Origin of the sequence: Aquimarina besae (assembly GCF_042434905.1) — a bacterium.
Taxonomy (GTDB): Bacteria; Bacteroidota; Bacteroidia; order Flavobacteriales; family Flavobacteriaceae; genus Aquimarina.
Genome location: NZ_CP170199.1, coordinates 3,366,983 through 3,381,052, shown reverse-complemented (window position 1 = coordinate 3,381,052; position 14,070 = coordinate 3,366,983). Strand labels below are relative to the sequence as shown.

Sequence of the window (14,070 nt, the reverse complement as noted above, 5' to 3'; positions counted from 1 at the left end):
TTGAGACTCATTTAGGATTTTTATTTTCCTGCAAGCAACACAAATGAATTACCTGAAACAGGAGATACATTATAGCTTTTTACATTTTTCAAGGTTTTCATATATTTTTCTGCTTCCATAAAAGCACTTTCCATAGGGCTTATTGATGAATTTTCATTAAGAGTAATAGTCTTAGAAATCACCTCTCCACTATTATACTCTATAGTCATTTTCCATTTTTTTACTGAATGAAAATTTCGAACGACTAGAGAATTTTCTTCGTTAGTGTTTTTCTTCTCTTTTTTGATTTTTTCCTTTTCGTTTTTCGGAGTTGTGTTTGCATATCCCAAGGACACACAGAATAAAGCAGTAAAAAGCAAGAGTTTCATAAGTGATGATTTTTGGATTAGTTTTCACGAATATACATATATAATTTGATTATACAAATATTTTTTTAATAAAATTTTATTTGAATATTAAAAAATTACATGTATGTTTGAATTATGGTAAATAAAAACTTAAAGAAACTCCTTAAAAAAAGTAAAGGAGCTAAAACGGTATACGGGATTTCTAAAACATTAGGAGTAAGCCCTCAAGCGGGAGATTATGTAGTAAAGCGTAAAAATCTTGCTAAAGACTTTGAAAGAATACAGAAGATCGCGGATTATATGGAAGTTGATATAAAGGACATCATAGATGGCACTAAATAATAAAATACAATCCTATTCTTTATTGTTTTCGATTTTCCATTCAATGCTTTTTGAAGAGAATAATCTTCTAAATTATTTTTGATATCTTATGGAATGAGAAGAAGTACTTTGTTGTAATTGGTAAATAAATGTTAAAAAACCGGTTTTTATACTTATATTACCAAAGAAACTCAACAACCTTCTATTAATGAGATATATTTTTATCTTACTATTTTGTAAGCTTTATGTAACTACAATAACTCCGGAAACCTATAAAGGAAAGTGGCAAATTGAAGGTGGGTCCGTAATCGAGATCTACGAATATAAAAATCAATTTTTTGGAAAAATAAACAAACGTGCAGAAAAGCCCATTTCTAACTTAAATGGCTTGGATAATAATAATCCGGATTTCAAGCTCAGGCAACGTCAATTAGTAGGAATAAATATCTTAAACAATTTGAGTTTCGAAGGTGGCGAATTGGCTGGTGGCACTATTTATAATGCTGATAGCGGAAAAACATATGCTGTCAAAGTCTGGATCGACTCGGATAATACGGATCTATGCTATATTAGAGCCTACAAAGGAATTTTATTTAAAACTTTTGAAGCAATCAGAGTAAAAGACTAAAAATCACTCTTGTTTTACCCATCCTTTTTCTACCCTGTTTTTCTAGCAGCATCTACGTACTTACATTGATAAAGATGTCTGTTATTTTACACTATTCGATAACAAATTCTTTAGAAAAGTTAATAGTAATATTAACAAAATTCAGCCCTATAAATTCTTTAAAATATAGTATATTTAAAGATATGTCCTTTATTGTCAATTAATTACATCTTTTTGTTTGGCAAAACACTAGAATTCTAATTCTAACAACCGTTTTAACTTTTTAATTCTAAAATTATTATGAGTATCGTAAGACCAACCCCCAAAGGTAAGGTAAGAAGACCCGACTTCAAAGACCAATATGAGAACTATATTGGTGGAAAATGGACTGCTCCTGTTAAAGGTCAATACTTTGACAACATTTCTCCTGTAGACGGAACCAGTTTCACCAAAATAGCTCGATCAACAGCTGAGGATATTGAACTTGCTATCGATGCAGCCTGGAAAGCTGCTCCAGAATGGAATACCTCTTCTGCCACCGAGCGAAGTAATTGCTTGCTAAAAATTGCTGATGTAATGGAGAAAAATCTAGAAGCTTTAGCCAGAGCAGAAACTTGGGATAACGGAAAAGCACTTCGAGAAACATTAGCAGCCGATCTGCCATTAGCAATTGATCATTTTAGATACTTTGCCGGAGTAATCCGTGCAGAGGAAGGATCTGCAAGCGAATTAGATGCTAATACAGTATCCATAAATATCTTAGAGCCATTAGGTGTTGTTGGTCAGATCATTCCGTGGAATTTCCCAATTTTAATGGCCACTTGGAAAATAGCTCCGGCTTTAGCAGCAGGAAATTGTATCGTTTTAAAACCTGCAGAACAGACGCCTGTTGGGATCATGATATTAATGGAACTAATTGAAGGTATTTTACCTGATGGAGTTCTTAATGTGGTAAATGGTTTTGGTATTGAGGCCGGAAAACCATTAGCATCCAGTACAAGAATAAAAAAAGTAGCATTCACAGGAGAAACCACTACAGGTCAGCTAATTATGCAATATGCCTCCAAAAATATAACACCAGTAACATTGGAACTGGGCGGTAAATCACCAAATATATTTTTTGAAAGCATTATGGATGCAGATGATACCTTCTTTGACAAATGCATTGAAGGCGCAGTATTGTTCGCGCTTAACCAAGGTGAAGTATGCACCTGCCCATCCAGAATACTCATTCAAGAAAGTATCTATGATCAATTTATTAAAAGGGTAATTGAACGCACAGAAGCTATAGAACTTGGGCATCCATTAGATCCTGAAACTATGATGGGGGCACAAGCGTCTAGCGATCAGTACGAAAAGATACTTAACTATATAGATATTGGCAAAGACGAAGGATGTGAAGTACTATCAGGAGGTAAAGCAGCGTATGTTGAAGGTCTAGAAAATGGATATTACATTGAACCAACGTTATTACTGGGAAACAATAAAATGCGTGTATTTCAAGAAGAAATATTCGGCCCTGTTGCTTGTGTGACCACTTTTAAGGATGAAGCAGAAGCCATAGAAATAGCAAATGACACTTTGTACGGTTTAGGTGCCGGAGTTTGGACTCGTGATATGCACCAAGCCTATCAAATATCAAGATCCGTGCAAGCAGGACGCGTATGGGTTAATTGCTATCACACTTATCCAGCTCACGCACCCTTCGGAGGTTATAAAAAGTCTGGTATCGGAAGAGAGAATCATAAGATGATGCTTAACCACTATCGTCAGACTAAAAATATGCTTATTTCATACGATAAAAAACCCCTTGGATTCTTCTAAAACGAACATTTATAATGACTCCGCGCGTTAAAATAACAGAGGCTGCTACAGCTGTTATTGACACCCTTGTAAAAGAACATGGGGAATTGATGTTTCATCAAAGCGGAGGATGCTGCGATGGATCCTCACCTATGTGTTTTCCAAAAGGAGAATTGATGATTAATGAAACAGATATTTGGCTAGGTACCATTCACAACTGTCATTTCTACATGTCTTCAGATCAATTTGAATATTGGAAACATACCCAATTAACAGTTGACGTAACTGAAGGTCGTGGATCAAGTTTTTCTTTAGAAATTCCTTTAGGACTTCGGTTTATCATAAAATCACGGATATTCAAAGATGACGAAGTCAATGAATTAAGTCCAATTCACATTGGCGAGATGTTGTAACTGCACCTGTATTAATCGTTAAATTAGTATCAAACAGGCTGAAAATCAGCCTGTTTTTGTATATCAATTATATATTCCTTAGAAAATAATCTTGTGTCACGTTTACAGCTTAGACGTAAAGGACTCTATTCTTTTTCGCAAACTTTGACCTACAGAATTCTCACTAAAACCAATAAAAACGCCAACTAACAAGGCAAGATTTTCAAAGTTTTTAGTGCCTATATTTTTTGTAGATAATAAATCTCCACTACCAATTTCAACATTAAAAAATCCCGTGATAAAAAATAAATAAAAAATAGAAGACACTAAAGCTACGATTGCCAAACGATATAACGGGTGCGGAATATTATCTCGTAGTGATTTTATTTCCTCAATGGTTTTATTCCTTTTAAATAATGAAAACGAAACCCAAGTTCCCAGCAACGAGCCAATTAAAACAAAAAACCAATTGGTAAGATACCCTTCATCAATATTCATTTTTTCGTAAAATTCATCCTGCAAAATTCCAATTTTCAACAATAACACAAGTACAAGGCACATTAATACAGCTGCAAACATCGTTACCCCCAACTCTTTGATAAACGGAAGCTTTAAGGACCACCATTTTGACGCTACAAAATTAGCCTCAAAAGTATCTAGCTGTTTCTTTGCAAATGAATTATAAGTGGATGTTCCCCCTACCTCTGCAATTCCGTAAAGTGTAGATAAATACTTATCGGCTTCTTCATTAGATTTACAGTTTTCCTTAATGACCGTTTGTATATCTTCTACAGCACTGATAAATTCATATATTTCTGTTGGCATGGTATATCCTTTTGGTTTTTTCAGAAATATTTCAATCCTATAATTTTCATATTCTGTTCTGTAATACCGTATATTTTTTTTGGGGTCAATCGGTTGTGAATTTTTATTTTCATTAGCTCCATTAGTTTCTAATTCTTTGATCACAAACTGTAAATTTTCGATATCTTTCTCACCTAGTTCTAATTGATCTATAAGCAATGTATTTTTCAGTAGTTTTAAAAATTTATCTTTATCAAAATCATCATTAGCAATCTCTTTTAAAAACTCTACTTGTATTTTATTTCTCTTTATCTCTTCTTGTTCCTCAATTTTATATAATATACCCCTAAGTTTCTCTTGTAGCTCTCCCATTATTTTGCGTGTTTAAAGTTGATATGTGTCCTAATAATAAATTACTCTTCCCAATCTGGATCTAATCTTATATCTAATTTATTTTCCCAATCTGCATCCAAACGAATTCGTTCTACTTTATCCCAATCTTTATCTAATCGAATTCTTTCAATACGCTCCCAATCATTATCCACCCGGGTTCTGAGATCCTTCCAATCTTTAGGATCCAATCGAATTCTGGTAATAAGATCTCTAAGAACTTCTCTCTTTTTTTCTTCAGAAAGCTGTTCTGAATTTGATATTCGATAAATGACAGTATTATCTGTTTTTTCTAAATGTAGCTTATCAAGAATACCATCATCAATCATGTCTTTAATCCACTCATCTGTTACATCTTGATTTTGCAATATTTTTTCTAATTTAGAAGGATCAGATTTTGTATCACTTAACATATTTAATAATAGTTCTTTCTTGTTACTTTTTTCTTTTACACCTTTAATTGATGCTAGCAAAAGTTCTATCAATAAGGTTTTTGGTTGTTGATTTTTCATATTACAGCATTGTTATATTACATTGATTTTTTATACATCAAACCATTCCTGATTGATTATAATTTAATTACCGCTAACACCAATTTTGATCATGTTAACGTATTGAAGATTAGTCTGGCGTTGGGGAAAATGATAATTTACAGAAAGCTTCTTTAAAATATTCCATAAATTAATAAATAACCGTTAATTTATTAATTTACAAATAGTTAAATTTGAACTAGTTTATTCTGTGAATCAAAATTATATTTAAAAGCGAATAAAAAAAATACCCTATAAAGGGTATTTTTCGAAAATTAATTATGGCAAGATTACCAATTAACACAGATTATAATTCTTATAAATTTCATAGTAATTTTCAAAAATAACCAAACAGATTTTATGTATTCTACTAAAATCTGTTTGGCAAAATTTGGTAGTATCGACCTTGAGAAAAGTAATTACTTTAATCATCAACACTTACAGGGATTAGTTCAAATAAAATGGGGTAAAAATTTTGGGATATCAACATTAATCTAAAATTATATTTTAGTTTCAATTTTTTCAATAGCATCTTTTAATTTATCTATTTGAGCACTGGTAAATTCTTTCCTAAGATGCGGTCTTACTTCGCTCATAATGTTACCTTCTTCTGGATAATGAAACAAACCTAAAGCGTGACCAATTTCGTGCGGAGCCGTAGAAGTATATAAAAATTCATCTGTTATTAAAGCCCTTTGATTTCTTCCTATTCCGGCAATCGCCACTGTATTAGATCTTTTGATTATATATATTGTTACTCTTCCTTCGTGAAAAGAATCCTGTGTTTGTCGTAAGAATGTACTTGATTCCTCCCCTCGGTTATCACGTAAATCGTATAATTCATCATTAATTAAAGTTCTTTCTTCTCCTTTTACCAAACCGATACCATATCTATTAAAAAAACTACCATTAAGATTATTAATAAAATGTGTAGCATCCAAATTGTATGAACTTTGAGAGTTTCTATTAGATGGCTGCACATAAACAATATCTATGCTAATAGTTTTTTCTAATTCATCAGAAAAAACCTGTTCAATCTGATATGGCACATAATCATCTTCTGCTGTACAAGAAACAAAAATCGATAACACAAATAATATTTTTAAAAATCTCATGGCTTTGTTGTTTTAATGTTGACTTATAAGTAAGCTTAATCCTACTTATTTTTAAATACATAGTTTTTAAGAGAAATATCCCTGTTTTTTAAATAAGCCTTAAAACCGCTAAATCACGTCTTATGTATGATACAGCGTTAATAATTAAAATAACTTTGTGTGATTTGTGATGATCGATCGATTCAAATATAGAAAATAAAAAAGGTGGTATACAAGGGGGTTTTTCCCTTCATAAGGACGGACAAAAAGACATTAACAAACTGTTAAATAATAATTTAACATATTTTAAATGTTAATAAAAAAAATAAGGAAATTGTTCTCTGAATGTATAAAAACCCTTAGTAACAGGGAGTTTACTAATTTTAACATTTAAAAGTTAAAATTTATAATTACGGCTTAACCGTAATGTTGATACTGTTTAATTAAACAATAATATTTTAGTGAAAATTTCAAATTTTAACACACAAAAAACTAAGTTTAACAATTTTAACAATACAATTAAACGTCATAAAATTGCATTTCATCGAAAAAACACAAAATTTTTACTTTTTTTTTTGGATAGTAGTATATATTCTATTTAAACATTCTCATTTATCCGAGAGATTTTAATTCGGTTTAAAATATTTCAGGTGAAAAAAGAATATAGAATTCACCATTATATCATCCTACAAACAGATTTGATCATTATATTTGAATAACTTCTTACTACTTGATATGCATCCTAGGAATATTCACAATACTTCTTACGATTTTATTGGTTTATGTAAAGCTCATGAAGTATTATCCCAATATCTAATCTTTAGCCCAAATGGAAGAAAGAGTATTGATTTTTCTGATAATCGGGCGGTGCTTGCATTGAATAAGGCTATATTAAAAAATCACTATAGACTGAATGATTGGAACATTCCTGAAGGTTATCTTTGCCCGCCAATTCCCGGAAGGGCCGACTATATCCATCACATCGCTGATCTATTGGAAGCTAATGAAAAAAAAACTGGAATTCTTGGTTTAGATATTGGTGTAGGCGCTAATTGTATTTATACCATTTTGGGATCACAAATATATCATTGGAAAATGGTGGGCGCAGATGTCAGCAAGGTAGCAGTTTCAACAGCCAAAGCTAATGTGGATCTGACCCCAGAATTAAGAAGCAACATTGAGATAAGACATCAAAAAGATAATGCTAATATCTTCAATGGAGTTATTTATCCTGATGAGTATTATCATTTTACTATGTGCAACCCTCCTTTTCACGCTTCAGAAGATGAGGCGAAAAAAAGTAGTCTTCAAAAATTAAATAATCTTTCCTCCAAAAAATCTAAAACAAGTAAGGTAGTTTTAAATTTCGGAGGTCAAGCAAATGAATTGTGGTGTAACGGTGGAGAAGCGTTATTTATTAAACGTATGATCAAACAAAGTGTAGACTACAAAACTCAAGTAGGCTGGTTTACTTGTTTGATTTCAAAAAAGGAAAACCTACCAAAAATTTATAAACTATTAAATAAGGTAAAGGCCAATCACGTAACTATAGAAATGTCTCAGGGAAAAAAACAAAGTCGTTTTGTCGCCTGGAATTTTAGAAAAAATTAAAATAAATTGATCCTTTTATTCTGGAGGCCTTCCGTGAATTTCTTCGAATTTGGCATCAAAATTTTCTCTTAAATATGCATTTAATTTTTTACGGTAGTCGTCTTTTAGCCAAGATAAAAAATTATGCGTACTTCGACTGATACATTTTGCATAGCTCTGTATCCTATGATCTATATCGTCTCCTAACATTTTTGCTAAGGCGATAGCATCATAAACGTCTTCGCTATTTTCTATACAAATTTTAGCGTGTTGTTCTATAGATCTTTCTAAAACCACTTTAGAAGACTCACCTTTCCTTACCGAATCTTTATAGGTTTCTTTTATATCAAAATATACTTCTTCAGAATTGGCAAATTCTGCTCTGAGTTCTTCTGGCATTTCATGTTTGAACTTTCCTTCAATCTCCTCATCACTTAGAAGCTTATCCATATAATAGTCTGGCGAATTAAATATTTTCTGCCAGTCCAAATCCGCTCCCCAAGGTCCAAAACGATGATAATTATTTCCTAGATCTATGACATTAAACTTTGATTTATTTTTAAGAATACGTGAACCACGACCAATCATTTGATAATACAAAGTCAATGATTTTGTTGCTCTATTTAAGATTACGGTATCTACCGTAGGTTCGTCAAACCCAGTAGTTAAAATACTCACGGAGGTTAAAATTGCATTCGGAGTTTCTTTAAACCATCTAAGAATCTGTTTTCTTTGTTTTTTTGTGGCTGTATTGTCCAAATGTGCTACCGGATATCCTGCAGACCTAAACGTGTCATACACATGCAAAGATGTATTAATTCCATTATTGAATATCAACGTTTTCTTACCTTTAGAATGCTGTTCATAGGCTTGCACCAACTGACTTAGCATATTACTATTAGTATATAAGTCTTCTGAAGATTTTACGGTATAATCACCATTAGACCCTACCTCTAGAGAAGTTAACCCCATATTGTAGGCATATACTTCTGCACGTGCTAAGAACTCGTTCTCAATAAGTGACCCAATAGACTCACCAACAATCAATTCATCATAATTATCTTTCATTGGCAATTTTGAGTTAGAACTCAAAGGTGTCGCCGTAACTCCTAAAATGAATGATTTTTCGAAAAACTTGAATAACTTTGTGAAGGAATTATAATGTGCCTCATCAATAATCACTAATCCTATATCAGATATATCTAACTTATCTTCATTTAATCTATTATTTAAGGTTTCCACCATAGCAACAAAGCAGCTATACTCACTTTGATCATCTAAGTTTGCTTTGCTACTCACTACCTTATTGTCAACTCCAAACCCAGTGAGCATATTAGATGTTTGCTTACATAATTCTATCCGATGTGTCATCACCAACACTTTTTTGTTGTGATGTTTTAGATATTGTCGTACAATTTCAGAGAATATAACGGTTTTACCACCGCCGGTTGGTAATTGATACAAAAGATGATAGTCTTCTCTAGCATCTTCAAAACTTTTAAAAATCTTGTTGATTGCTCCTTTTTGATAGCTATATAAATCTTTTCCTGTTTTTGTTTCTTGTGATTCTGTGGTAATATCCGACATATTTTCTGATTTCTAGGGCTGCAAAACTACTTCCTTTTATGCTTTTTTGCAGAATTTTTATCATAAAAAATGTCAATTACTTTTTGAAAGCACACATTTTGGTATTCATTTATTCTTATTTGCAAGCGATCATTGGGTAGTTATCTTAACCTCAAAATGTATCTCGTCAGAGATTAAATTATCACTAACGTTACCAAAAAAGCTTCCTGATTGATAAAACATGTTCCACCGGGTTCTATCGATTATAAATTTTGATTCAAAAATGATCTTTCCTTCAAGCTTTTTAATAAAGGCATCAAACGTAATAGGTTGTTTTATTTTTTTAATCGTCAAATCAGCAGTAAGATTTACACCAGAATTAGCTGTGTATTTTATATCTGTTATAGAAAGTTCGGCAAAAGGATATTTTTCAGTTTCAAAAAAGTCAGCATTTTTTAAATGATCAACTAATGACTCACTGTACTCACCATCAGTATTTCTTATAGAGTTCATATCAATTACGAAATTTCCTCCGACAATCTTGCTATTTTTTTCATAGAATTGACCATTATCAAATTCAACAATTCCATAGTGTCCGTTTGTATGAAGTTTATTAAAGCCTTCCCATCTAAGCGTACTGTTTTCTTTGTCTATTTTCAGAACTTTACTACCTAAAGGAACAGAAGATTTTTCTTTTTTTACAATATCAATTAATTCTATATCATATAACAAAGTAGAGTCCGGATGAGGAAATGTTACATTCCCTGTTCTTTTACTTAATGAAGGTGGAACGATGAGTTTTCTGATCTCTCCTATTTTCATTCCTTGTAATCCTTCGTCAACACCTTTTATTACCTGATTTCCGCCAACCAGAATCTTTAATGGATTTTCTCTATTCCTAGAAGTATATACCAAGGAATCATTAGGGTATTTTGTGGTTTCGTGTATGAGAACTTCTTGTCCTGATGTAACTACAGGGCCAGAACCTTCTTTTATCACTTTATATTGAAGACCTGATGCAGTGGTTATGTAGTCTGTTTTTTCTGAGCAACCCAAAATCACAGTAATTACATATATAATTGCAAGTATATAATTATTACTATCAGAATTCATTCTTAAACGATTTTTTACATTAAATTTCATCAATTTTCTTATTTTTTATTTTACATATATCGAAAGTAAAAAGGTGTTTATCCTGCAATGCTAAATCAATTGTAAAAAAGTGTATCACAATTGTAAAATTTCCGTTATTTGTAAAAAAGAAGCCTTTCTGTGAAAAATAGAGTCCAAATATTAGCTACCATAACGATAGTATTGATAGTATTTTTGGTGATCTATGGTTTTTCTTCTAAAGAAGTTTCTTTTTATCCTGAAAAAACGAAAGTGGCACTAAGAATAGCCGGTAATAAGCTATTATTAGCAAATAATGATACTACCTCTTTAGTTTTACCGATAAAAGAAATCTCGAATCATACCTACGAACTTTCTTTTCAAACAGAAATATTTATTGATCCAGAAATATTAGTTCAGGTTATCGACACTGAATTTAAAAAGGCTGGTTTATCAGAAAATTATATTACAGAATTGATTGATTGTAAAACGAACGAGGTTTCATATAGCTACCAAATGTTGGGACCTGTTCAGGAAAATGAGATTCCTTGCATAGGTCGAAATTTTCCTAAAAGCTGTTATGCAATTAGAGTAATCGTATTAGATCAAAACACTACCTCCCTTTATGGAAATTTGGGCAATCCATATACATTATCCTTGATCATACTAATTATAGCTCTTTTAACTTTTACAGCTTTTCTTAAGAAGAAATCAGAACAAAACCCTGCTCGTACTTATTCTGATTACCTATCAATTGGAACACTTAAGTTTTATCCTGATCAACTAAAACTTAGCAATGGTCAGAATGAAATTTCTTTGACTACCAAAGAAAGTGAGCTTCTTGCTATTTTTGTACAATATCCAAATCAAATCGTAAAACGAGAACAACTTTTAAAACAGGTTTGGGAAGATCAAGGAGTTATTGTGGGCAGAAGTCTTGATATGTTTATTTCTAAACTACGTAAAAAATTAGGTAAGGATTCAGGAGTGAAGATTACAAATGTTCATGGTGTTGGTTATAGATTGGAAATTCATTCCTAATAACTTACTTGTCTTTTAAAATGTTAGATTGGATTAATCACTATTCACAGAAAAAATCAGATAAAAACCAGTAAAGATAATCCATGTTGCTAATGATGTTCTTTTTGCCCAAACGGTTTTATAATAATACCCGCACTAAGAATGAACCCATCTGTTGGCGCATAAATCTCCGGAAAAGTAGGATCATTATTTGGAGGTAAAACTAATGGAGAAAATCTGCTTTGTCTGCGATCTGTAAAATTTTCAAAATTCACAAATAGTGTTCCCCAACTAAAATTACGCATTCCTAATAATCCCATGGTTATAAAGTCTGTTGTTTCGGTGCCGTTGGAAAGTAGCTGTTTTCCGGTATAATATGTTTCATAACCAATACGCCATTTTTCGTTTTCATACATCACCACGCTTCCTGCATTATGTTTTGCTGTTAATGGCTTTTGTGGATTACCATCAAGATAGTTTAAACGTGTATCAATAAATGCATAATTAAGAAACCATCTAAAATCTTTGTATGTAAATTTCATATTAGTTTCCGCTCCCTTGCTAACAATATCGTCTTGCGCATTTTCAAATTCAAAAAAACCGTTATTTGCATCCGTTAATAACAGGCCTTTCTGAATCGCTGTGATATAAAACAATTGATTTACAGAAAACTGAATTTCGTCTGTCAAATAGGTATCGTAGTTAAAATCGAGATTTACACCATACGAACGTTCTGCATCTAATGTATTCTTATCGATACCAAGTACGTTGTTAAAATTGATGAATTCTGCCTCTTCTGTAAAAATATCTGGAATCTTATATCCTAAGCCTCCGCCAATTCTGCTAGAAAATGAATTATTTGATTTATAAAGTAATGAAATTTTTGGTAAAGGAAAAAAGCCCCAATCTTTAGCATAATCTGCTCTAAAACCAGTCTCTAATATCCAGTTTTCAGAAAAATCATAAATATTATTGACAAATAATCCTGCTGTGATATCACTCTGATCTCGTTCCAAACCACTAGACTCTTCATCAAAATCAATGGTATATAAATTGGCTCCTAAAATCCAATCGGATCTTTTTCCTTGTTTATGATAAGTTACTTCTGTAAACGAGTTAAACTGATTACCAGTAAAATTTATATTTGGAACAGTCAAATCCCTATCAAAGTAAGCAAAACTATTTTTTACGTTTAAGGATCGCAGAGCATCTATTTCTGTTCTATAAACAGCCTGTGTACTCAAACGTTTGGTTATGTTTTCTTCTATATAAAGCGTATTATTCGCAGTATTTTCAATTCCATTTATATCTCCACCGATCCGATCCTCATAGGTTCCATTAACTCCAAACCAAAAGGTAGTATTATCAGAAGGGTAATAAAAGAGCTTTGGGTTGATCGATACAGATTTTGTTCTTGGTAGATTACTAAAGTTATCATCTTCTGGATCGTATTCTTTTTGATAATGCCCTGATCCATATAAAGTAACCCCAAATTTATTATAACGCTCACTGTAAAAAACATTTGCTGTGGTTCCAAGAGCATGCGTTTGGGTTAGCATGATATCTAAATCTGGTTCTTCTTCTGGGGTTTTTGAGATCATATTTACTAATCCCGCAATGGCACCACCACCGTAAAGTGTAGAAGAACTACCTTTTACAATTTCGAACTGTTTCAAATCCACTGGTGGAATCTGTAAAATACTTAAACCACTGGAAAATCCACCATAAAGCGGAAATCCATCTCTTAATAATTGTGTATAGCGTCCATCTAATCCTTGAATTCTGATATTTGAATTGGCAGTGCTTAAGGAAGTTTGCTGCATTTGTATACCAGTGCTTTCTCTTAAAACCATCGAAATGTTAGTAGCATTCATAGCGTTCTTCTCTCCCAACTCTTCTGCACCAATAAACTCGATTCTTGTAGGGATTCTTTTTATGGTACGAGTACTTCGATTAGACTGCAGAATAACTTCTTCTAAAGCTTCTCCACCCTCTTGAAGCTTTATTACCAATAGTTCTGGATACGGAATTTCTATAGTCTTCTCTATCGATTCAAAACCTAAAAACGATATATCGATATTATAACTACCATTAGGAATATTATTAATTGTAGCAATGCCATTAAAATCTGTTATACCACCTTTATCTATTTCTTTTATATAGATTGTAGCTCCAACAAGAGGTTCATTATTTGATTTTGAAACTACTTTTACTTTTAATATATGTATTTGCGCATTAGCATATGTACATAATGATATAGAGAGCATTATGCTCCATATTACTTTTTTCATTCTGAATTTATATTATTTCAAATAACACCGTCGGATCTAAACCTGATCATAAAAAGTAAGCTCTGATTAGCTATCTAATTTGCGTTATGATCACAACAGATGATGTATCAAAAACTCTATTATGAATAACAAAGATAAATGAAATACAATGCAATAGTTCTGGAAATCCCTTTAAATTACAGAAGTTACCTGTAATAATTCTTAC

At 32.0% G+C, this 14,070-nt stretch carries 13 protein-coding genes; 6 read left to right on the top strand and 7 right to left on the bottom strand.

Annotated features, from left to right (window positions below):
- Positions 1-20: 20 nt before the first annotated feature.
- Entirely contained in the window at positions 21-368 is a 348-nt protein-coding gene (locus tag ACE94K_RS14810) for a hypothetical protein (RefSeq protein WP_378173816.1), read from the bottom strand.
- A gap of 114 nt (positions 369-482) precedes the next feature.
- Here ACE94K_RS14810 and ACE94K_RS14805 point away from each other — a divergent pair, with 114 nt between their 5' ends.
- The 4 genes from ACE94K_RS14805 (at position 483) to ACE94K_RS14790 (ending at position 3,491) form a co-directional block, all read left to right on the top strand.
- A complete protein-coding gene (locus ACE94K_RS14805; RefSeq protein WP_378173814.1) occupies positions 483-689 on the top strand; it encodes a hypothetical protein in 207 nt (68 codons plus the stop codon).
- Between the two features lie 187 nt (positions 690-876).
- Positions 877-1,296, top strand: coding sequence for a DUF2147 domain-containing protein (locus ACE94K_RS14800; protein WP_378173811.1), 420 nt, complete (start codon positions 877-879; stop codon positions 1,294-1,296).
- Between the two features lie 279 nt (positions 1,297-1,575).
- Positions 1,576-3,099, top strand: a complete 1,524-nt coding sequence (locus tag ACE94K_RS14795; protein ID WP_378173809.1) for an aldehyde dehydrogenase family protein — start codon at positions 1,576-1,578, stop codon at positions 3,097-3,099.
- 14 nt (positions 3,100-3,113) lie between these two features.
- A complete protein-coding gene (locus ACE94K_RS14790; protein WP_378173807.1) occupies positions 3,114-3,491 on the top strand; it encodes a DUF779 domain-containing protein in 378 nt (125 codons plus the stop codon).
- Between the two features lie 102 nt (positions 3,492-3,593).
- On the opposite strand, the gene ACE94K_RS14785 is transcribed toward ACE94K_RS14790, so the two are convergent.
- The 3 genes from ACE94K_RS14785 to ACE94K_RS14775 form a co-directional block, all read right to left on the bottom strand.
- Positions 3,594-4,646, bottom strand: a complete 1,053-nt coding sequence (locus ACE94K_RS14785) for a hypothetical protein (protein ID WP_378173804.1) — start codon at positions 4,644-4,646, stop codon at positions 3,594-3,596.
- Positions 4,647-4,687: 41 nt separating this feature from the next.
- Positions 4,688-5,176, bottom strand: a complete 489-nt coding sequence (locus ACE94K_RS14780) for a hypothetical protein (RefSeq protein ID WP_378173801.1) — start codon at positions 5,174-5,176, stop codon at positions 4,688-4,690.
- 518 nt (positions 5,177-5,694) lie between these two features.
- Complete coding sequence (locus tag ACE94K_RS14775) at positions 5,695-6,309, bottom strand: matrixin family metalloprotease (RefSeq protein WP_378173798.1); 615 nt, start codon at positions 6,307-6,309, stop codon at positions 5,695-5,697.
- Positions 6,310-7,023: 714 nt separating this feature from the next.
- On the opposite strand from ACE94K_RS14775, the gene rlmF reads away from it, so the two are divergent.
- Positions 7,024-7,899: a 23S rRNA (adenine(1618)-N(6))-methyltransferase RlmF gene (gene rlmF / locus ACE94K_RS14770; RefSeq protein ID WP_378173795.1), complete on the top strand. Its 876-nt coding sequence runs from the start codon at positions 7,024-7,026 to the stop codon at positions 7,897-7,899.
- Between the two features lie 15 nt (positions 7,900-7,914).
- Here the strand turns inward: rlmF and ACE94K_RS14765 are convergent, their stop codons facing one another.
- Both ACE94K_RS14765 and ACE94K_RS14760 read right to left on the bottom strand, forming a co-directional pair.
- On the bottom strand, positions 7,915-9,465 hold the full coding sequence (locus ACE94K_RS14765; RefSeq protein WP_378173792.1) for a DEAD/DEAH box helicase: 1,551 nt from the start codon (positions 9,463-9,465) through the stop codon (positions 7,915-7,917).
- A 129-nt stretch (positions 9,466-9,594) separates the two neighbouring features.
- On the bottom strand, positions 9,595-10,587 hold the full coding sequence (locus ACE94K_RS14760; RefSeq protein WP_378173789.1) for a YceI family protein: 993 nt from the start codon (positions 10,585-10,587) through the stop codon (positions 9,595-9,597).
- 129 nt (positions 10,588-10,716) lie between these two features.
- On the opposite strand from ACE94K_RS14760, the gene ACE94K_RS14755 reads away from it, so the two are divergent.
- A complete protein-coding gene (locus ACE94K_RS14755) occupies positions 10,717-11,595 on the top strand; it encodes a winged helix-turn-helix domain-containing protein (RefSeq protein WP_378173787.1) in 879 nt (292 codons plus the stop codon).
- An 89-nt stretch (positions 11,596-11,684) separates the two neighbouring features.
- Here the strand turns inward: ACE94K_RS14755 and ACE94K_RS14750 are convergent, their stop codons facing one another.
- Positions 11,685-13,865 (bottom strand): TonB-dependent receptor plug domain-containing protein, encoded by a 2,181-nt coding sequence (locus ACE94K_RS14750; protein WP_378173784.1) that lies wholly within the window; start codon positions 13,863-13,865, stop codon positions 11,685-11,687.
- Between the last annotated feature and the right edge of the window lie 205 nt (positions 13,866-14,070).